The organism is Ruegeria profundi (genome assembly GCF_020171505.1).
Lineage (GTDB): Bacteria > Pseudomonadota > Alphaproteobacteria > Rhodobacterales > Rhodobacteraceae > Ruegeria > Ruegeria profundi.
On record NZ_JAIUZS010000001.1, the window covers coordinates 797,471 to 818,042 of the forward strand.

At 57.4% G+C, this 20,572-nt stretch carries 19 protein-coding genes and 1 tRNA gene; 12 read left to right on the plus strand and 8 right to left on the minus strand.

Features of this window, described 5'->3' with window-relative positions; translation table 11 throughout:
* Window positions 1-76 precede the first annotated feature (76 nt).
* A complete protein-coding gene (locus LCM21_RS03865; RefSeq protein WP_224889400.1) occupies window positions 77-1,021 on the plus strand; it encodes an ABC transporter transmembrane domain-containing protein in 945 nt (314 codons plus the stop codon).
* 54 nt (window positions 1,022-1,075) lie between these two features.
* Here LCM21_RS03865 and efp read toward each other — a convergent pair whose 3' ends face one another.
* Window positions 1,076-1,639: an elongation factor P gene (efp, locus tag LCM21_RS03870; protein ID WP_068332270.1), complete on the minus strand. Its 564-nt coding sequence runs from the start codon at window positions 1,637-1,639 to the stop codon at window positions 1,076-1,078.
* A gap of 218 nt (window positions 1,640-1,857) precedes the next feature.
* Here efp and LCM21_RS03875 point away from each other — a divergent pair, with 218 nt between their 5' ends.
* Window positions 1,858-2,178 (plus strand): DUF6280 family protein, encoded by a 321-nt coding sequence (locus LCM21_RS03875; protein ID WP_068332272.1) that lies wholly within the window; start codon window positions 1,858-1,860, stop codon window positions 2,176-2,178.
* A gap of 161 nt (window positions 2,179-2,339) precedes the next feature.
* Window positions 2,340-3,797, plus strand: coding sequence for a cobyric acid synthase (locus LCM21_RS03880; RefSeq protein WP_224889401.1), 1,458 nt, complete (start codon window positions 2,340-2,342; stop codon window positions 3,795-3,797).
* A gap of 3 nt (window positions 3,798-3,800) precedes the next feature.
* On the opposite strand, the gene LCM21_RS03885 is transcribed toward LCM21_RS03880, so the two are convergent.
* From LCM21_RS03885 to LCM21_RS03895, 3 genes are all read right to left on the minus strand, one after another.
* Complete coding sequence (locus tag LCM21_RS03885; RefSeq protein ID WP_224889402.1) at window positions 3,801-4,544, minus strand: hypothetical protein; 744 nt, start codon at window positions 4,542-4,544, stop codon at window positions 3,801-3,803.
* A gap of 74 nt (window positions 4,545-4,618) precedes the next feature.
* Window positions 4,619-6,037 (minus strand): TolC family outer membrane protein, encoded by a 1,419-nt coding sequence (locus LCM21_RS03890; protein WP_068332281.1) that lies wholly within the window; start codon window positions 6,035-6,037, stop codon window positions 4,619-4,621.
* Window positions 6,038-6,134: 97 nt separating this feature from the next.
* Complete coding sequence (locus tag LCM21_RS03895; RefSeq protein WP_224889403.1) at window positions 6,135-6,788, minus strand: protein-L-isoaspartate O-methyltransferase family protein; 654 nt, start codon at window positions 6,786-6,788, stop codon at window positions 6,135-6,137.
* Window positions 6,789-7,016: 228 nt separating this feature from the next.
* Here LCM21_RS03895 and LCM21_RS03900 point away from each other — a divergent pair.
* Window positions 7,017-7,090, plus strand: a tRNA-Cys gene (locus LCM21_RS03900).
* Between the two features lie 43 nt (window positions 7,091-7,133).
* Here LCM21_RS03900 and LCM21_RS03905 read toward each other — a convergent pair.
* Window positions 7,134-8,090, minus strand: a complete 957-nt coding sequence (locus tag LCM21_RS03905) for an NAD(P)-dependent oxidoreductase (protein ID WP_224889404.1) — start codon at window positions 8,088-8,090, stop codon at window positions 7,134-7,136.
* A gap of 102 nt (window positions 8,091-8,192) precedes the next feature.
* On the opposite strand from LCM21_RS03905, the gene LCM21_RS03910 reads away from it, so the two are divergent.
* Window positions 8,193-9,077, plus strand: a complete 885-nt coding sequence (locus tag LCM21_RS03910; protein WP_224889405.1) for a LysR substrate-binding domain-containing protein — start codon at window positions 8,193-8,195, stop codon at window positions 9,075-9,077.
* A gap of 90 nt (window positions 9,078-9,167) precedes the next feature.
* Here the strand turns inward: LCM21_RS03910 and LCM21_RS03915 are convergent, their stop codons facing one another.
* Complete coding sequence (locus LCM21_RS03915) at window positions 9,168-9,395, minus strand: hypothetical protein (protein ID WP_224889406.1); 228 nt, start codon at window positions 9,393-9,395, stop codon at window positions 9,168-9,170.
* A gap of 278 nt (window positions 9,396-9,673) precedes the next feature.
* Here LCM21_RS03915 and LCM21_RS03920 point away from each other — a divergent pair, with 278 nt between their 5' ends.
* The 7 genes from LCM21_RS03920 to mdoH all read left to right on the plus strand — a co-directional run bounded on the left by LCM21_RS03920 (window position 9,674) and on the right by mdoH (window position 19,170).
* The gene (locus LCM21_RS03920) at window positions 9,674-10,132 is read left to right on the plus strand and encodes a DUF302 domain-containing protein (protein WP_224889715.1); all 459 of its coding nucleotides are present in this window, start codon (window positions 9,674-9,676) and stop codon (window positions 10,130-10,132) included.
* A gap of 79 nt (window positions 10,133-10,211) precedes the next feature.
* The gene (locus LCM21_RS03925) at window positions 10,212-11,831 is read left to right on the plus strand and encodes a thiamine pyrophosphate-binding protein (RefSeq protein WP_224889407.1); all 1,620 of its coding nucleotides are present in this window, start codon (window positions 10,212-10,214) and stop codon (window positions 11,829-11,831) included.
* Window positions 11,818-13,002 (plus strand): CaiB/BaiF CoA transferase family protein, encoded by a 1,185-nt coding sequence (locus LCM21_RS03930; RefSeq protein ID WP_224889408.1) that lies wholly within the window; start codon window positions 11,818-11,820, stop codon window positions 13,000-13,002. The genes LCM21_RS03925 and LCM21_RS03930 overlap by 14 nt, the downstream gene beginning before the upstream one ends.
* A 184-nt stretch (window positions 13,003-13,186) precedes the next feature.
* Window positions 13,187-14,557: a tetratricopeptide repeat protein gene (locus LCM21_RS03935; RefSeq protein ID WP_224889409.1), complete on the plus strand. Its 1,371-nt coding sequence runs from the start codon at window positions 13,187-13,189 to the stop codon at window positions 14,555-14,557.
* A gap of 34 nt (window positions 14,558-14,591) precedes the next feature.
* Entirely contained in the window at window positions 14,592-15,809 is a 1,218-nt protein-coding gene (locus LCM21_RS03940) for an OpgC family protein (RefSeq protein WP_224889410.1), read from the plus strand.
* Window positions 15,806-17,305: an OpgD/OpgG family glucan biosynthesis protein gene (locus LCM21_RS03945; RefSeq protein ID WP_224889716.1), complete on the plus strand. Its 1,500-nt coding sequence runs from the start codon at window positions 15,806-15,808 to the stop codon at window positions 17,303-17,305. The genes LCM21_RS03940 and LCM21_RS03945 overlap by 4 nt, the downstream gene beginning before the upstream one ends.
* Window positions 17,302-19,170 (plus strand): glucans biosynthesis glucosyltransferase MdoH, encoded by a 1,869-nt coding sequence (gene mdoH / locus LCM21_RS03950; RefSeq protein WP_224889411.1) that lies wholly within the window; start codon window positions 17,302-17,304, stop codon window positions 19,168-19,170. The genes LCM21_RS03945 and mdoH overlap by 4 nt, the downstream gene beginning before the upstream one ends.
* On the opposite strand, the gene LCM21_RS03955 is transcribed toward mdoH, so the two are convergent.
* Window positions 19,171-19,986, minus strand: a complete 816-nt coding sequence (locus LCM21_RS03955) for a CE1 family esterase (protein ID WP_224889412.1) — start codon at window positions 19,984-19,986, stop codon at window positions 19,171-19,173.
* Entirely contained in the window at window positions 19,983-20,456 is a 474-nt protein-coding gene (locus tag LCM21_RS03960; RefSeq protein WP_224889413.1) for a rhodanese-like domain-containing protein, read from the minus strand. The genes LCM21_RS03955 and LCM21_RS03960 overlap by 4 nt, the downstream gene beginning before the upstream one ends.
* Window positions 20,457-20,572 lie beyond the last annotated feature (116 nt).

Here is a 20,572-nt window from a genome sequence, read left to right on the forward strand (position 1 = left end):
TGGCCAATCAAAGCACCGTTTGAACCGGACCCGCGACACTGACAAACTGCGTTAAGTTCACTGAACGGATGCGCATATGTTAAAGTTGTATCAGGCAATCTGGCGGGCCAGCGCCGGGCGGCAGATTATTCTTATTGTTCTGTCGATTGCCATCGCGGGGCTGGCGGCCGTACCGCTAGAGTTTCAGCGCGATATCATCAACCACCTGACATCGGACAGTATCGAAACCGAACGTCTGACCTATCTTGCCGCAGGCATGATGTCGGTCATCCTGCTGAGCCTTGCCTTGAAATGGCTGCTGGGTTTTCGGGCGGGCACACTTGGCGAAGACATGATCCGCCTGATCCGGCAACGCCTGCTTGCTCGTGCATCAGACGTGGAGGACACGGAAGGCTCCGTGAAAAAGGGCACCATGACCACTGCCATCTCGGCCGAGGCGGAAGAGCTGGGAAAGTTCGCAGGCGGAGCTTTTTCGGACCCGGTGGTGCAAATCGGAACGCTTATCAGTGTTATCGGCTACATCTCATCCACGCAGCCGTGGCTTGGTCTGATTGCCTTGTCCATGATAATACCCCAGATCGTCATCGTATTGATATCGCAACGTAAAGTGAACGTTTTCGTCGCCGATCGTGTCCGAATTCTGCGCAGTGCCACTGACAAGCTGACGGTCGAGGACATCGATACAGTAGCCCGCGACATTGATGCCCGGTTTGACGAAATCTACGAAACCCGCCGCCGCATGTTCCTGTGGAAACTATCGGCGAAATTCCTGCTGAGCGTCATAAACGGAGCAGCCACTGTCGGCGTCCTGATGCTGGGTGGGTATCTGGTTTTGCAGGCTAAAACAGACGTCGGGACCGTAGTCGCCGCCACCAGTGGCCTTAGCCGTATTCAGGGACCCACCGGTTTTCTGATCGCTTTCTACAGGCAAGTCAGCGCCAACCGCATCAAATATGAATTGATGCTGGAACTGTTCGGTCCAAACCCGGAACGCTACCGGCTTCCCAAGCAAGCAAAATAAAAGACCGCGCGCCCCTGGCCTTCGCGGTCTTTTCACCTTTCGGCAAACGCGGGACTACGCACGTTCCGAGTATTCCATGGTTTCGGTATTCACGACAATCGTTTCGTCCTGGCCGATGAACGGCGGCACCATGACCTTGACCCCATTGTCCAGGATCGCGGGCTTGAACGAGTTCGCAGCCGTCTGTCCTTTGACCACCGGCTCTGTCTCTACAATTTTGCAGGTGACCTTTTGGGGCAAGGTGGCGTTCAGTGCCTCGCTTTCATAGAACTCAACCACGATAGTCATGCCATCCTGCAGAAACGGGCGACGCTCACCCAGCAATTCGGCAGGCAGTTCGATCTGTTCATAGGTTTCGGAATCCATGAACACCAGCATCCCGTCGGATTCGTAAAGGAACTGCTGATCCTTCTGTTCAAGACGCACACGTTCAACCTTGTCGGCCGAGCGAAACCGTTCGTTCAGCTTTGAACCATTTCGCAAGTTGCGCAGCTCAACCTGCGCAAAAGCACCGCCTTTACCGGGCTTTACATGGTCAACTTTTACCGCGGCCCATAGCCCGTCGTTATGCTCAAGCACATTGCCGGGTCGAATTTCGTTCCCATTTATCTTGGGCATGACATAAATCCTTTACAAACGGTTGATGCGTCAGTTCCCGTCCCTATATCTGGCGGGATAATTCGTGGCAAGAGAACCAGATTTGGCGCTGCAAGGGCAGCGAGTTATGCAAATGACGCAACGCAACTATGCATTTTAGATGTATCCGAATCGCACCTAATAGGTCATAAGGACCGTCACGCCGAAAACGCAAGAGCAAGAACAACAAGGAAAACGAGATGAAAGATTTCGTTGACGGCACTGCCTTTAACAATGAGCAAGGCAATCGTGCTCGTAAACTTTTTGCAGCCGTGGTGTTGGCTGCACTTGATGACGCCATTGCTGACGACAAGAAATACGGCAATGGACCGGAACAAATTGCCCGCTGGGCACGGTCGCGCGATGGGCGCGAAGTGCTCTCCTGCGCGGGTATCGACCCGAATGAACGGGTTGTAAGCGGATTGATGGAGTTCGTCGGACGTGGTGTGCGCACCTCGGTTGCGCTGTCGCGTGAAGAAAGCGAACGCCGCAACGCCGCTCAGCAGGCTGAGGCTGCCTGAACTAAGGCGTCCTTTGAATGAAAAAACGCGCCCCCGCTCATTGGGGCGCGTTTTTCTTTTTCGGTCCTGAATGTGCAATACCACTGCTAAAAAGCTGGAATCCGGGGCTTTCCCTTTGACATCAAATCAGGTCATCTGCGCGCAACGCACAGGAGACGACCATGGTTCGTGCCATAATGATTCAGGGAACTGGCAGCAATGTCGGGAAATCGGTTCTGGTGGCCGGGTTGGCGCGGGCGTACACCCGGCGTGGGCTCCGGGTTGCACCGTTTAAACCCCAGAATATGTCAAACAACGCCGCCGTAACTGTAAACGGGGGCGAGATTGGGCGCGCGCAAGCTCTGCAGGCTCGGGCCGCGATGCGCCCGACGCATACGGATATGAACCCGATCCTTTTGAAGCCCGAGACCGACACCGGTGCCCAAATCATCGTTCAAGGTCAGCGGAAAGGGACAATGAAGGCCGGTGACTACCGCAAAGACAAATCCAAATTGCTGGGCGCTGCGCTTGAAAGCTTTGACCGCCTATGCGGCGATGCCGATCTGGTTCTGGTCGAAGGTGCGGGCAGCCCGGCTGAGACCAACCTGCGCAAGGGCGACATCGCCAATATGGGCTTTGCCTGCGTCGCCGATGTGCCCGTGGTTCTGGTTGGCGACATTCATCACGGTGGCGTTATTGCGCAAATCGTGGGTACGCAGGCGGTTCTGGACGCCGGTGATCTCGCGATGATCAAGGGCTTTGCCATCAATCGGTTCAGGGGCGATGTAAGCCTGTTCGACGAGGGGCGTGATGACATTGCTGCGCGCACGGGCTGGCCCTGTCTGGGCGTCGTGCCGTGGTTCAACGACGCGTGGCGCTTGCCTGCCGAGGATATGATGGACATCCGCTCACACAGCGGCGGCACCTGCAAGGTCATCGTGCCGCAGCTCGAGAGGATGGCCAATTTCGATGACCTTGATCCGCTGTCAGCCGAACCGGGTGTCACGGTTGAAATCATACCCGCTGGACGCCCCCTGCCCGGCGACGCCGATCTTGTGCTGCTGCCAGGCAGTAAATCCACAATCGTTGATCTTGCGTTTTTTCGCGTGCAGGGCTGGGATATCGACCTCTATGCCCATGTCCGTCGGGGCGGTCATGTACTGGGCTTGTGCGGCGGGTTTCAGATGCTGGGCAAAACCATCGCCGATCCCGAGGGGGTCGATGGCAGCCCGGGCACAGTTGATGGATTGGGCCTTTTGGACGTAACCACCACTATGGCTGGAAAAAAGCAGGTCACGTTGCGGACAGCACGCTCGGTTCCCGACAACGATCCAGTGACCGGATATGAAATCCACATGGGCCGAACCGAAGGTCCCGATTGCAATCGCGCCTGGCTTGAGATTGATTCCCGTCCGGAAGGCGCCGCCGACAAAACAGGCCGCATTCGCGGCAGCTATCTGCACGGCATATTCTCATCCGACGCCTTCCGCGCCCGCTATCTGACGGAACTGGGCGCGGTATCCGACTTGCTTTATGAGGATGGGGTCGAGGAAACGTTGGACGCGCTGGCCGACCATCTTGAACAGCACATGGACCTTGACCACCTGCTGAAAATGGCCCAGCGGCCCAAACGTCCGTAGGATTTACTCCACTTCCTGTTCGGCCAGCACGCGATAAATTTCGCGCCGCACCATTTTGCGCACGTTGCGAGTGATGCGCTGGCCTAAAACGCCCTGCAATTCTTCCCGTACAACCTGGGCGATCAACTCTCGCAAAGCGTCATTGTCCAGTTCCGGCGCGGTTTGGTCTACATCAACCGTAGGAGCTTCTGAAGCTACAGCTTGCGGGTCGCGGACAAAAGTAGCCTTGGTTTCAGACTTCTGCTCTTCTGGCTCAGGATCCGACAAGCTGGAGCTGTCCGAGACGATAAACTCGTCTTCCAAATGCCAGCGAAGCGGCGGAGTCGTCGTGCCAGAGTACGCGTCATCGCTGTCGCCGTCCGGCTCCCACTGATCCTCGGTATGGGCAATGGCAGCCTCCAACGCTTCGATCTTGGCGCTCAGACCACCAGAAACGTCAAGCTCGGGCTCGACTTTGGTCTGCTGTTCTGCTGCTGGTTCGGCATGCTTGATGATGTCACTGGTCCGCAAAAGCATTGGCTGAACGGAATCCTCGGCCCTATAGCCGGGTTCTGGGTTTACGCGCTTCGGGTTTGCGTCCGGTGTCGTTTCACTGACACGCAATGCGTCTGTAAGCACCAACCTGCCGGGCTTTCGCGACCCAACCGGCGCAAAAGCACTTTGGGCATCCCTGCTGTCTTCGCTGACCAAACGTTTAATCGAGGACAAGACGTCCTCGATTCCCGTTTTTACGACTTTATCCGTCATTGTTCTCTACCGCTCTATCCTCAGGATCGAGTGTAGCCAAACAAGTCGGACGTCACAACAGGTAGTATCCGGCCTCAGTCGCGACGCAACGCTTTGAGGACGCGATCCAGATCTTTGCTCTGTCGGCTGACCTGGGCCGGAGCCTTTTTCACCAAGTTGTAGTAGAGCGTGGGATCATAAATCTGTACAGCCAAGCCCAGACGTTCCGCTGTCAGCAGACCCTGTGCCTGCAGAAGCTCATAGGCTGACCGTGTGCGCTCAACACGTGATCTTACCTCGGCCAGCTGCGCATCCAGCAAGTCCTGCTGCGCATTCAGAACATCCAAGGTGGTCCGTGCGCCAAGTGTCGCTTCTTCCCGGATACCATCAAACGCGACCTGTGATGCACGAACACGTTCCGTCGATGCCCTCAAACTGGCTGAAGCTGCCTGAAACGAGGCAAAAGCATCGACTACGCCTTGCGTAATGTCCTTTTGTACGTTCAGAAGGTTGGCGCGTGACGCATCCCGTGTTGCCATTGAGCGACGCACGCTGGCAGCCAACCGGCCACCCGCATAGATCGGCTGCTCAAAGCGCAGAGCGATTGATGCATCTTCAAGATTGTCATCATTGTCATAGCTTTCACGGATACCAGCATCCGCAAAAAGCCGGACATTTGGCCCGAGATTGGCGCGCTGCTGCTGCACCTGCAAGTCAAGAGCGCGTACTTCGTGCTGCGCAGACAGAATGGCAGGATGGTTTCGCTGTGCCAGTGCAACCGCCTCAGCCTCGGACCCTGGCAAACTAGGCAAACCCGGCAGGCCCGCCGTACGCCCCGGCGCGTTACCTACTGCATTGACGTATTCCGCCTGTGCCTGCGCTAGAAACCCGCGTTCAACCGCCAGATCAGCCTGTGAGCTTGCCAACTGTGCTTCGGACAGAGCGACGTCCGTGCGGGTTACTTCACCCACATCGAATCGATCCTGTGACGCCCGCAGTTCCTCCGACGACACGTCGACGTTGTTCAGGCGAATCTGAACCGCCTCTTCTTGTTCAAGAACAAACAAGTACGCGTTCGCGGCACGGAACAGGACAAATTGCTCAACATCCAGCAGAGCTTGTCGGGTCGACAAAACGATTTCCTGCGCAGACTGCTTGCCCAGCACCGAGAAGCCGCCATCATAGACCAACTGGCTCAACGTGAGTCCCGTGAAAAAGGTAGACGGCTCGTCGCGCGTGACAACATCACTCACGGTAGAGCGTGTATAGTCCTGACTAACCTCGACCGCCCAGTTGATGATCGGACGCAGCGCAGATAATGCAATCGCTACATCTTCGTCAGCCGCACGTAGCAACGCGCGGTTTTGTTCCAGCAGACCGCTGGTGTTATAAGCCCCGATAAAGGCGTCTGTCAGGTTATCAGCCCAAACCGCACGCCCCGGCACAGCACTGAGCGCGATCCCCGCAGTCAGTGCAAGTGCCTTAACAAACCTTCCCCCTGTCCTTGAACGCATACCCAATTCCTTCTAAAAAACAAAATTACGCTGCCCTGAGCGCAGTTTGCGCGTTTGTTTTCAACTAATCAAGGCAGCAGAACAATATGCGTAAGAACTATAGCGAAAATGCACACTCAGTGCAAAATGCCTTTAAAACCGGGGCATTGGCATTAAATGCGTAGCGCCACGTTACTTGTCCGCCAGATTTGTGGCCGATCCGAACGGTGCCAAGCTTTCCTTCGACAAACAAACAGGCGATACGCCCGCGATCTTTCAATTGTTCGATCAGCGCGTCGGGTACCTGCTCGACCCCGCCCTGAATCATGATGACATCATAAGGTCCGTGCTCGGTCGCGCCTTGTTCCAACGGACCGACGTGTACAATCGCGTTGTCAGCTTCGGCTTCCATCAGAAGGGTCTGCGCCTCTGCCGCCAGAGCCTCATCCTCTTCCACTGCGACGACCAACTGGGCCATGCGGGCTGCAACGGCGGTGGAATAGCCCAGCGCAGGGGCGATATCCAAAACCACCTCGTCGTTCGAGATGTTCAACGCATCCAGCATTTTTGCAAGTGTCCGCGGCTCAAGCAGACAACGTCCGCCCCCAAGATCAATGATACCCTCGGCATAGGCCGCTTCGCGATGCGAATCCGGCACGAAATTCTCCCTCTGGACGGTTAGCATTGCGTCAATGATGGGGAATTTCGTGACATCCGAGGGTCGGACCTGTGTATCAACCATCGTACGGCGTCGGGTTGCGAAATCTGTCATTTGATCGCTCATGTTAGTCCCAAGGATGCTTGGCTTGTGCCACATCCGGACAAAACCGGCAACGGCTGTGATGTCGAAAGTTGAACCGAAGTCCAGACGCGTAGAGTTCAACCTTGGTAAGCCCCGACACATGAGCGCGGATTTTTACATCCAACCCACTGGACGCCCCCCGAGAAAGGTGCTAAAACGCCGGGCACACCACCTCAAGTAATTGATTTTACTTAAAAAGGCGAGTTGGCGGAGTGGTGACGCAGCGGATTGCAAATCCGTGTACACCGGTTCGATTCCGGTACTCGCCTCCACTTCTCTGAAAACACTGACTGTTTTAAAACCGCGTGTGGTGCGTCATTCGGCCCGGCGGCCTTGCGGAATAACCTCGTAGCCGGGCTCTTCCGGCTCGTCATCCGTCATTTCGGTTGGAAATCCCGGAGCGGTGATGTCCAGCCCCGTGGCTTCTTCCAACCGCTTGATAATGTTTGGCGACAGTTCACGTTCGCCATAGCGGGCGATCCCGTCATTGAAGATTTGGATCATCACCGGATTGATTTCCAAAGGTACGCCAGCGCGGTCGGCGACGTCCTGAAAGAGGCCGATATCTTTTTTCACAAGATCCATCGTGAAAGAGATGTCACGGGACCCGTTCAAAATGACCTGGCTTTCGGTTTCATGGACAAACGAAGTGCCTGACGAGATCTTGATCGCCTCATAAGTCGTGTTCAGGTCCATCCCGGCTGCCTTTGCTGTCACTAGCGCCTCGGCGCAAGTGATCAGGTTGGCGGTGGCCAGATAGTTTGTAAGCACCTTCAGGACCGAGGCAGTTCCCAGATCGCCTGTATGCAGCACGCGCCGCCCCATCGTGGTCAGGAAAGGCAAGATGCGCTCAAAGGTTTCCCGGTGGCATCCGGCAAAGATCGAGATGTTGCCTGTTGCCGCACGGTGGCATCCACCTGAAACCGGGCAATCTACGGCTGCACCTCCGCGCTCGATGACCATCGCACCGAGGCGTTTGACTTCCGCCTCGTCCGTCGTCGACATCTCCATCCAGATTTTGCCCAGCCCGACTTCGGGTAACATTTCCTGCATCACCGCGTCCGAGGCAGCGGGCGACGGCAGGCAGGTGATGACAGCATCGCAATCCCGCATCATTTGTGCCGGGTCTTCTGCCGCTTTTGCGCCCTTGGCCACGAATTCGGCCACCAAATCGGGGTTGAGGTCATGGACCGTCAGGTCAATTCCATTTCGCAACAGCGATCCCGACAGCTTGCCGCCCACATTTCCCAAACCGATAAAACCGACTCTCATCTTTTCCTCCTGACGGTCGCAGTTCGGGCAAGTATCCGTTTTGCTTGCTGGGAAAGAAAATGAATAATAAGTCAAGTTATGGTCAAAAAATTTTGGTGATAAATGGACCGGCTACCGAACCCCGCATGGCTACGCAGTTTCGAATCGGCCGCGCGGCACCTGAATTTCACGACGACAGCGCGGGAGCTTGGGCTGACGCAGACGGCGGTCTCTCTTCATATTCGTTCGCTCGAAGCCGAACTGGGGCAGAAACTGTTCACCCGAAACGCGCGAAGACTGGAGCTGACCGAGCTGGGGCAGTCCTATTCCCTGACAGTCCGACGGGCCTTGGCCGATATCGCACTGTCGACCAACAGCTTGTTCGGCCCTGCATCCCTCCAGACCCTTACAATCCGCGCTGCGATTTCCACGGCGACCTACTGGATCGCAGCTGAACTACCGAGATTTACCGAACAACATCCGGATATCCCTGTTCGCGTGGTGTCACACATCTGGAATGACAGCGTGGCGCCCGGTGATGTAGACGTGGAAATCCGGCTAGGATACGGAGATTGGCCGGGGGTGCGGTCCGAAAAACTGACCGAAGAAAAACTGGTTCCGATATGCCGCGCCACTGGCCGTACGCCGGACCTTGAGCAGCTTAAAGACGCGCCGCTCATTCACATCCTCGGATATGAGGACAATTGGGCGCGCTACTTTCAGGCCAATGGCATTGCTGCACCGGATAAAGCGTCGCGACATTCGGTGGATACATCAGTCGCAGCCCTGCAACTTGTGATGGCAGGCGCCGGGTGCGCGACAATTCTGGAAAGGTTTGCCCGAAACGTGATCCGGCAAGGCACGCCGATTGCCATCGCAGGCCCGGCGGTTCCCTTTGCGCAGTCGCACTATCTGATCAGTTCGCATGCGACGTCCCAACCAACGGCAGCCGCCGGTTTGTTCTGTTCCTGGCTGCGCGACGGACTGGCCGCGAACGTCACTGATTGACACGGGCTTGTTGCTTTTCTGACCCGAAAGAATTCACTTTGCGCCTCGCGCTCGACGACCTCGCACGTGCGATACGTTGTGTCCGTTCATTTACGGATGATAAGGGAATGCGTCAGCGGAACAACCGTCAAACGCAGCCGCCCCGTTGTCTGTAAAAATCTTGATAAAGCCGAGAATGTCGACACCTTCATCGAAGGTGTCACCAAATACCATGCAACCGAACACGGCCCGGTCAAATGGCGCGAAAGTCCTGAGCATTTCTGCAAAAAAACTACTCGGCCCGTAGCTGCGCAGGCGGCATTGGCGCAGAAGCTCCAAATTTTCGGGCTGACTACACTGCGGAACGGGGGGGGGGGGGCGTTTGCAGGATGTGGTTAAGTGAATCCCTGCAAGCCGCTTAAGGGTCCGGGTCCAACGTGGCTGGATCATGGATATTTATTTGCAGAAATAGCACGAGCGCTAGGTTGCAACGCTGTTTGCCGCCATTGATCCATCTATCGGCACTTGGCACCAGCCTGATTGCGCGCGGAAATGTGCGTGCGCTGCTCGTCGTTTTCTGGCACAACCACATATAGCTTACTTAACGAGGCATTATGATGCGCGCGCTTTGGGGTTTTCTCTGCCTTCTGGCCCTGCCCGTCTGGGCCGAGGAGCGACTGCCGGGCTGGGCGGTTTATCCAACTGGCAAAAGCTTTGATGATCTTGTTACCGACACCAAGGCGGCTGTGAAGGACAACGGATTGATCGTTGTCACCCAGGCCGGGCCCACCAAGGCTGCCGCTGCGCGCGGAATTGTCATTCCCGGCAACCTTGTGATCGGTGCGTTCAATAATGACTATGCCGTGCGCGTTCTGGAAACCTCGGTCAACGCGATGATCGAGGCTCCGATCAGGTTCTACGTGACCGAAAATGAAGACGGCACCGCAACACTGTCTTACAAAACCCCCAGCTTTGTGTTCGCACCCTATGCGGACGAGGGCGGAGAGACCCTGAAACACATTGCACAGGAACTTGACGCCAAGTTTCAGGCAGTGGCGGACTCAGCAGGCAAATAGTCACACTGCCGTGAACCTGCTTGCGCCCGGGCGCGTCCTCCGCATTCTCCTGTCTAACAGAATTTTCGGAGCATGACTGATGCATGACGATTCACCCCGTGCGGCTGATCTTTTGGCCCAACGACTCTACGAAGCCGGATGCCGCCACGCGTTCGGAATGCCAGGGGGCGAAGTGTTGACCCTGGTAGATGCGTTGGAACAGGCGGGGATCACCTTTCACCTGACCAAACACGAAAACGCGGCCGGGTTCATGGCCGAGGCCGTTCACCACCGCGATCGCGCGCCTGCCATTCTGGTCGCCACCCTCGGCCCCGGAGCCATGAACGGGATCAACGTTGTCGCCAATGCGCTGCAGGACCGGGTGCCAATGATCGTGTTGACAGGCTGCGTCGATGCAGATGAGGCGCTGACCTACACGCATCAGGTCATGGACCACGCGCAGGTTTATCGGTCGATCACGAAAGGGACGTTTACGCTGACCGCGCAAGGGGCGGATATCATTGCGGACAAGGCGGTTTCCCTCGCGAACCAGCCCCGCCCCGGCCCAGTGCATATCGACATTCCGATCTCGGTCGCGGATACGCGCGTGTCTGGCGTCAAACGCCGTCGTTTGGCAAAGCCTGCCGCCGTCGCACCCGAGGGCAATTGCGTAGAGAAAGCGCGCCGCTGGGTGGCCGAGGCTGAACGACCAATCGCGATCATTGGTCTGGATGTGCTCTACGACAACTCGCGAAATGTGGTGCAGGCGTTTCTGGAGCATTTCAACATACCGTTTGTGACCACATACAAGGCCAAGGGCGTCCTGCCCGAGGATCACCCGCTTTGCCTTGGTGGTGCGGGTTTGTCGCCGCTGGCCGATAAGCATCTGGTTCCATTGGTCGAACAAGCCGATCTGGTACTTTGCCTCGGGTATGACCCGATCGAAATGCGCCCCGGCTGGCGCGAGATCTGGGACCCCGCGGAAAAGCGCGTCATCGACATCTCAGCCGTGATCAACGACCACTACATGCATCAGGCCGGGTTGAACCTTGTGGCCCACACTGGTGCAACGCTGGAAGCCATCGCCAAGGGCAATTCCGGTCGCGTAACGTGGCCCGAAGGCGAACCCCAGCAGGTTAAAGCTGCGTTGGCAAAGGCGTTTCCAGCGGATGAAGACTGGGGGCCCGCGGCGGTGATTGCCGAAGCGCGCGCGACTCTGCCTGCGCATACTCTGGCAACTGCTGACAGCGGCGCGCACCGCATCCTGCTGAGCCAGATGTGGGATTGCCATGAAGAACGCGGGCTGATTCAATCCTCGGCCCTTTGCACCATGGGATGCGCGGTTCCAATGGCCATTGGCCTGAAGCTGGTCGAGCCGGATCGCCCGGTGATCAGCTTTTCGGGCGATGCCGGGTTCCTCATGGTCGCCGGAGAGCTATCGACCGCTGCCGAGATGGGGGGAAATCCGATCTTCCTGGTTTTTGTCGACGCCAGCCTGGCCTTGATCGAACTGAAACAGCGGCAGCGTCCGATGGGCAATACGGGCGTGGACTTCGACCGTCACGACTTTGCCGCCATGGGTCGCGCCTTTGGCGGAAACGGTCGCACCGTCCGCAACAGGGAAGAGTTGCGCGCGGCGCTGAACGAAGCCATGAAGGTCGAAACATTCACCGTAATTGCGGCTGAAATTGATCGTGGGGGATATGATGGCCGGATCTGAAGGACCGCTGAAGGGTATCAAGGTTCTGGACCTCAGCCGCATTCTGGCAGGGCCGACCTGTACGCAGTTGTTGGGTGATCTTGGGGCCAGCGTGATCAAGATCGAAAACCCCACCACAGGAGGTGACGATACGCGGCAATGGGGTCCTCCCTACGTTGAGGACGCGGATGGCAATCGCTCTGACCTGAGCGCCTATTTCATGGCGGCCAACCGCAACAAGAAATCCGTCGCTATCGACATCTCCACACCCGAAGGACAGGCGCAGGTCAAACGGCTTGCCGCGCATGCCGACATTTTTATCGAGAACTTCAAACCCGGCGGGCTGGCGAAGTACGGGCTGGATTACGCGTCCTTGTCACAGGAATTTCCCAGCCTCGTGTATTGCTCGATCTCCGGCTATGGCCAAACCGGACCGAATGCCTCCAAGCCGGGCTATGACCTGATGGCGCAGGGCTATGGCGGGATCATGTCGCTGACGGGTGACCCTGACGGCGCGCCGATGAAAGTTGGTGTTGGAATCGCAGATGTTATGTGCGGAATGTACGCCTCGGTCGGAATTCTGGCCGCCTTACGGCACCGCGACCACACCGGGGAGGGTCAGCAAATTGACCTTGCGTTGGTTGATACCCAGATCGCGTGGCTGATCAATGAGGGCGTGAACTATCTGACCTCGGGTGATGTCCCGCAGCGGCGGGGCAACGGGCATCCCAACATCGTGCCTTACGATGTCTATGAAACCGCCGATGGCCACGTTATTCTGGCCGTAGGAAATGACGGTCAGTTCCGCCGGTTTTGCGATTTCATCGACCACCCTAAACTGGCGGATGACCCGCGCTATGCCACAAATCCAGCCCGGTTGGAGCATCGCGAAACCCTGAACGCGGTTCTGCGCCCCGCGCTGCAATCCCGCGACACCGCCGCTGTCATTGCCGGGTTGGAAGCGTGCAAAGTACCGGTTGGCCCAGTCAAGACGCTAGATCAGGTTTTCGCAACGGATCAGGTCGCTGCCCGGCAGATGCAAATCGCCATGCAGGCCGGACCGGGCGAGGTTCAATTGATCGGGAATCCACTGAATCTTTCGCGCACGCCGGTCACCTATCGCAACGCGCCGCCAGAATTCGGGGCAGACACACAAGCTGTTCTAAACGCTGAAAATCCGTTCGATGACTGAAACACTGTGCCTAATTCGGCGGCATGTTGCTGAAACATGCCGTTGAATCGGCGGTTTTTTTCAAGTTTTCCACACACAGCCTTTCACCAATTCGAGAGCACAGGCGATACTGATACGACGCCGTCGAAGTCTCTGCTACATCACAAGTATAGATGCTCTTGCTTGAATGGATCGGACCAAACGCATGAAACAAGATGTTTTCGGACAGATGAACACCCTAAGCCACCCGGCGAGTGTCGAGGCGTGGAACGGTGTTCTGCTTGGGTTCATGGCGCATTCGGCCAGTACCCCCCAGCATTTGGGGAAAGTGCTTGAGCTTGAGCCCGACTTTGCCTTGGGTCACGCGATCAAAGGCCTGTTCATGGCTCTTTTGGGACGGCGTGAGATGATGGCGGTTGCGGTCGATGCGCTGGCGGCAGCCAAGGCCGCGATGGAAAAGCAACCGGTCTCGGCGCGTGAGAGCCTTTACGTGCAGGCGCTTGAGTTCTACCTTGCGGATCTGCCATCGCAGTCCATCCAGAAATTCGAAGAAATCCTGCTCGCCCATCCCCAAGATACTTTGGCGATGAAGCTTAGTCACGCGACGCGTTTTGTTCTGGGCGACGCGGCCGGCATGCGTCGGTCGATTGAGCGCGTTTTGCCAACCTACGAGGCCAACCATGCCGGGCGCGGTTACCTGCTGGGCTGCCATGCCTTTGCTCTTGAGGAAACTGGCGCCTACGAGCAGGCCGAGATTGCCGGGCGCCAGGCGCTTTGGATGGTTTCGGACGATGCATGGGGCTTGCATGCGGTGGCCCATGTGCACGAGATGAAAGGTAACGCTCAGCTTGGTCTGGATTGGCTGGCCGGGCGCGAAGAGGCATGGGCGCATTGCAACAACTTTCGTTATCATGTCTGGTGGCACAAAGCGTTGATGCACTTGGATCTGGGTCAGGTCGATCAGGTGATAGAGCTGTATGACAACTACATCCGGCAAGACAAAACCGACGACTACCGCGATATTTCGAATGCCACCTCGTTGCTGTCGCGGCTTGAGTTGGAAGGCGTCGATGTTGGCAACCGCTGGGAGGAACTTGCCGACCTCAGCGCCGCGCGAACCGAAGATGGCTGCCTGATTTTTGCCGATCTGCACTATTTGCTGGCCCTGACGGGTGACAACCGCAGTGAAGCGACGAGCAAGATATTGCATCGAATTCAAAATGACGCTCAACGCAACCAAGGGGACACGCCGATCCGCATGTCCGAACCGGGTATTGCGGCTGCCAAAGGGCTTGAGGCCTTTGGCGAGGGCCTCTACGGTGCCGCGTTCGACTTTTTGTCAAGCGCGCGCAATAGTATGCAGCTGGCAGGTGGCAGCCACGCCCAACGTGATGTCTTCGAGCGCATCACGATTGACTCAGGCCTGCGTGCGGGTCGTCTGGATGCTGTCGAGCGTATCCTGGACGATCGCCGCACCAAACGGTCTGGGGGCGAGGATAACTTTGCCTTAGCGCGCCGCGCATTGATCGACGCGGCCCGCGGCAACCGCGACGCACAAAGCGTCCCTGCGGAATAAAAAACAAAAAAGACCAAAGAAGGACAGACTACGCATGGCGACTACATCGCCCGTCTCTGATTTTGCGCCTGTGACTGCTTCGGCAGCCGCACCCGTCCGCGTGCGCGACCCGCGTTTGGATTTCTATCGCGGCATCGCGATGTTCATTATCCTGATTGCACATATTCCGAATGATCCGTGGGCCAAGTGGATTCCGGCACGGTTCGGCTTCTCGGACGCGACCGAGATTTTCGTGTTCTGCTCGGGCATGGCCTCGGCTATCGCATTCGGCGGCGCGTTTGCTCGGAGAGGCTGGTGGATGGGCACGGCCCGCGTAGCCTTCCGCACGTGGCAGGTCTACTGGGCGCATATTTGCCTGTTCTTCTTTGTCGCCATGAGCATGGCGGCACTGGATCAGACGGGTTTCTTTGAGAAAACATACATTTCCTCGCTGAACCTACAGCATTTTTTCAACGATCCTGCTCCTCAGATTGTTGGGCTGTTCACGCTGACCTATGTGCCGAATTACTTTGATATCCTGCCGATGTACCTTGTTGTTCTGGCGATGATGCCCTTGTTCATGGGGTTGTCTCGTATTGGATTCTGGGCCGTGGCTGCGACGTCTGTCGCGATCTGGTTGATCGCTCAGACCGGCGTTCTTGCGTTGCCAGCTGAGCCATGGTCGGACCGCCAGTGGTTCTTCAACCCGTTTGGTTGGCAATTGCTGTTCTTCACCGGGTTTGCCTTTATGCGTGGCTGGATCCCGGCACCACCTGTGTCAAAGACGCTGATCTGGGCGGCTGCTTTGTTTCTGATTTTCTCGATGCCATTCGGATCGTGGAAAGTGTTTACGTGGATCGACGCAGCCGCCCCCGACTTGGCCGATCAAATCCGCAAAGTCTGGCCCGTCACCAAGGAATTCCGCGACAAAACGGATTTTGGCTTGTTCCGTTACATTCACTTCCTGTCCTTGGCCTACCTGGGTTGGTTTGCGGCGGGTGAGCATGGACACCGTTTGATTGCAACCGGCCAAGGTGCGGCTGCGAAAATCTGGCAATTCCTGCTGACCGTTATCACAAAGGTTGGGCAGCAATCGCTGGCCGTGTTCGTATTTTCCATGGCAGCAGCGCGACTTATCGGCGTGGGTCTCGATCTGAGTGGGCGGAATGTTGCCAGTGTCTTTATCGCCAACATGATTGGCTTTGCGATGATCATCGGCGTGGCATACATGGCAGCTTGGTTCAAGTCACATCCATGGAAGACAAAGAAATGAACCTGACACGTCGCGCATTTCTGGCCTCGACTTCGGCGCTTGCTTTCGCCCCGGCCACGTTTGCCTCTGGCGGAGAAACTCCATTTGACCGCAATGCTGTCATCCAGATGGCCCGCGATCTGGCAAGCCGCCGCTACGCCGAACGCGAGATGGTGCCGCAGGAATGGCTGGACCTGACCTATCAGCAATATCGCTCGATCCGGTTCCGGCTGGACCGTGCGCTCTGGTACGAAACCGACACGCCGTTCAACGTCGATTTCTTCACGCCCGGCCTGTACTTCCCGCGTACCGTCAAAGTGATGACGGTCGAAGACGGTGTGGCCGCTCCGGTCGCCTTCGATCTGGCGATGTTCGACAAGTCTGAAGAGGTTCCAGAGCTGCCGATAGACGACACGCTGGGCTTTTCCGGCCTGCGCCTGCGAACTGAAATGCACCGCCCCGGCAAGACCGATGAGTTCTGCGTGTGGCAAGGTGCCAGCTATTTCCGGGCGATTGGCCTGCATGAGGTGTACGGGCTATCCGCCCGCGGCCTGGCCCTAAAGACCGGCGATCCAGATGGCGAGGAATTTCCCGAATTCATCCGCTTCTGGCTGGAACGCCCGAAGCCCGGACAGCGCAACATGGTGGTTCACGCACTGATGGACAGCCCCAGCGTGACCGGTGCCTACCGGTTCAACGTCACGGCAGGCGCGGATTGCGTGATGGATATCGAAGCCACGCTTTTCCCGCGCGAGGATCTGACGCATGTGGGCATCGCACCGGGCACGTCGATGTTCCTTTTCGATCAAACCAACCACAGCCGGTTTGACGATTTCCGTCCAGCCGTTCACGACAGCGACGGCCTATTGATCCGCAACGGTGCCGGAGAAGTTCTGTGGCGGCCACTGGCGAATCCAACACGGCTGCAGATTTCGTCGTTCGTCGATATGAACCCGCGAGGTTTTGGCCTGATGCAGCGCAAGCGCGCATTCTCGGATTACGCGGATCTTGAGGCGAATTACCACAAGCGCCCCGGCCTTTGGGTCGAACCCAATGGCGACTGGGGCAAAGGCACAGTCACACTGGTCGAGATTCCGGCAGATCAGGAGATTTATGATAATATCGTCGCCTATTGGCGGCCCTCTGAACCCTATGCGGCCGGCAGTCAGGTCGATCTGTCCTACCGCCTGATCTGGGGTGAAGAACCGCAGCGGACACCAATGCCGCGCGTCATCAACACCGCAATGGGCGAGAATACGTTCGGCGAAGGGCGTCTGGCTGTCATCGACTTTGAAGCCTCTGACCTGTTCGAAGACCCCGAGGCGATGACCATTTTCGTGGATTCGCCACATGCCGAAACGTCCGAGGGCGTTCTGCAGCGCAACCCTGACACCGGCGGGTTGCGGCTGGCATTTTCGTTCGAGCCGGGCGACCGGGACCACGTGGAATTGCGCGCGCAGCTTTTGAAAGACAAACAGCCGGCCTCAGAGGTCTGGCTTTATCGTTGGACCACATGACACGCGACCTGCATATCATGCCACCCAAGGCACCGCTGCCTATGCCTGCGCAGAACTTTAGCGCGGGCTTTACAGATGCGCAGGTGCCTCACGGGGAACGCCCCTCAGCCGGGTTTTGGCGCGCACTGGCGTTTTCGCCTGCTATGGTGGCCACACTGGGCCTGTTGTGGGTCATGGCCGATTGGTTCGGCGCCGAAGGGATCAACCTTATCGAAGCCATCCTTCTGGCATTGATCTCATTTAATTTCTTCTGGATTTCCTTCACCGTCTGCACCGTGCTGCTGGGCATGTTGTCCTTGTCACGGCAGGAACAACCCAGACGTGAAAGCCGTTCGCAACCTCTGCGCGTTGCGCTGTTGATGCCGGTCTACAACGAGGTGCCGTGGAACGTGCTGGGCAACGCCCGTACAATGCTTGAGGATTTGCAGGCACGGGGCGGACAGCACCACTACGCCATGTTTATCCTGTCGGACACCCGTGACCCTGAAATCGCGGCGCAGGAACAGGCCAGTATCGAGGCATTGCGCACCACCCTCGCCCCCGGTCTGGAACTCTATTACCGTCGTCGCGCCGAGAATACGGACCGCAAGGTCGGTAACATCTCTGACTGGGTCAACCATTGGGGTGCCGACTGGGATGCAATGCTGGTGCTGGATGCCGACAGCCTGATGACCGGTCGCGCCATCCTGCGTTTGACGGATGCGCTGGCCCGCGACCCCGGTGCAGGTTTGATCCAAAGTTATCCGCAATTGATCGGTGCACAGTCTGTATTTGCCCGCATGCAACAGTTTGCCAACGGCGTCTATGGCATTGCGTTCGCCGAAGGTCTGGCCCGTTGGTGTGGGCAAGAGGGCAACTACTGGGGCCACAACGCGATTATCCGCACAAAGGCTTTTGCCTCAAGCGCCGGTCTGCCCAAGCTTCGTGCGTTCAACGGTCAGGAAAAACTGATCATGAGCCATGATTTTGTCGAGGCCGGACTGCTGCGCCGTGCGGGTTGGGGTGTTCGGTTCCTGCCGCGAATTCGTGGGTCTTACGAGGAAACACCACCAACGCTGATCGACCACGCGCTGCGCGACCGTCGCTGGTGTCAAGGCAACCTTCAGCATCTGAAATTGCTTGGCGCAACCGGTTTCCGCGCGGTGTCCCGGTTCCACATGTTCCATGGGGCAGTGGGTTACCTCATGTCGCCGCTTTGGTTTGCGCTGCTGGTGATGTGGGCGCTGATTGGACAGGGGGAGGATGCCTCGGTCCTGCATTACTTCAGCCCCGACAACCCGTTGTTCCCGCAATGGCCTGAAATGTCGGAAACGCGGCACGTGCTGATTATCCTGGTCATGTATGCGATGCTGCTAGCACCAAAGATCCTCGGCGTTTTGGCCCTGCCTCTCAGCGGTGTGCACTATGCGGAATTTGGTGGCCGCTCCAAGTTCCTGACCTCATTCCTAGCCGAGGTGATCTTGTCCATCCTTTACGCGCCAATCCTGATGGTACAGCAGATGATCGCGGTGTTCCGTACCGTTTTGGGCATTCAGAACGGCTGGTCCCCTCAGATGCGCGACGGCGGCAGCTATAGTCTGCGGACCTTGATCTTATGTCATGCGCTGGAAACGGTCAGCGGCATTGCGCTTAGTGTTGGTATCCTGTCAGGTCTCGTATCGGTATGGCTGGCCCCGATTGCCATCAGCCTTGCGCTGGCAATCCCCTTATCCGCGCTGAGTGGCGTTTCGGCGACTGCCGCGCGGCGTATGGTCGGGATGAAAGAGGATTTTCGAGAACCTGCTATTACTCGAATGGCCCGACGTCACCGGAATGAATTGAAGCGGTTTATCGAAGGCAAAGGCGTCATGACCGCTGCCGAGTGATTAGCCACCCGGCAGACCTTCGTACCAGTCCACCATCATGTCAGCCCATCCCTTTGGCACAGTATGTCCGCCGGGGAACAGCGCGAGTTCCAGCATGCTGCCGTCGCTGCATCTGCTCCAGTAGCGGCGCATAAACTGGCCGGAGACTGAAAACCCGCTGGGTTTGGTATCGACGCATTCATTTGCGACCCGCCAGATTTCCAAACCTGCGAAAATATCGCCTTGATGAAACATGCCGCCTCTCAAGATGCGGCCCTCTAACGGTACAACGTTGTCCGTCCAGCCGTGGGTGTGAAACATTCGAACAGGGCCTTCGCAGCTTTCAGGTTGCGGGCGCCAGAATCCACCCGATACGGGAACATAGGCCGAAAACGTATCCGGTGACGCGCAGGCAAGATAATAGACCATGAACGCACCGGCCGAAAACCCGCCCAAGACCACTCGGTCTGCATCCACGCCAAACCGGTCTGAAGCATCCTGCACAGCTTCGGTCAAAAAGGCTGTTTCATCGCGCCCGTCCCAGCCTGGAAAGAAGTTCCAGCTTTTGCGGCCATAGTGTTCTGACCCATCGGGCGCCATCACCGCATAGCCCCGCGCCAGCAGCGGCTCAACCATATTACGGTTTTTCAAAACTCCTTTGGCTGATCCGCCATACCCGTGCAAGAACACCAAGAGCGGCGGATTTTCCGCGTTGGGCAGTTCGATATGATAGCCACCCGAGGCGGTTTCACACATGCCCTCGTGATCTGCGCAAGCGGCAAGGCCTGCTTGTCCAGTCAGTGCCAGTATCACAGCCGTAGTAAGTGTCCGGATCATCCCCATTCTTCTGCCTCGTGTTGGACGGGTAACCCAGCCCGCACCCATCCCGGCCCCGCAGCCGACCCAAGCATGCCTTCTGGCACATCGATTACGTTTGTGAATCCTGCCTCGGTCAATCTGTTGCTCAGCCTGGCCGACCGAACCCCGCGCGCACAGATCAGCGCAACCTTTGCACCCCGGTTGCCGCCAGTCAGTTGCGCCAACGCCTGTTCGAAATCATCGCGGCGCATGTCCAAAGGATATGCCCCTTGTCCGACGCCAGTGGCCCGCCATTCGCGCGGCGTCCGGATATCGACCAACAGAATTTCACCAGAGACCGCCTGTTTGTGCGCGTCCGCGGCACTTATCGTGCCACCGGCATAGTCAGGCGGGATCAGACGGTACTCCCGGACAGCAAACCCGCCGGCGATCAAGGTCCCTGCCCCCAGCAGAACCCACCTTCGAGATCGATTTACCTTACCCGTCATGCGGTACCCTTTTACGCCGATAGGGCGTTCTAACACGACACTGCGCTTCGCGCTGTCATGGAATCCGGCCCATGGATCAAGTTCGCGTCATTGTAGCGCAGCTATAATGCAACCAA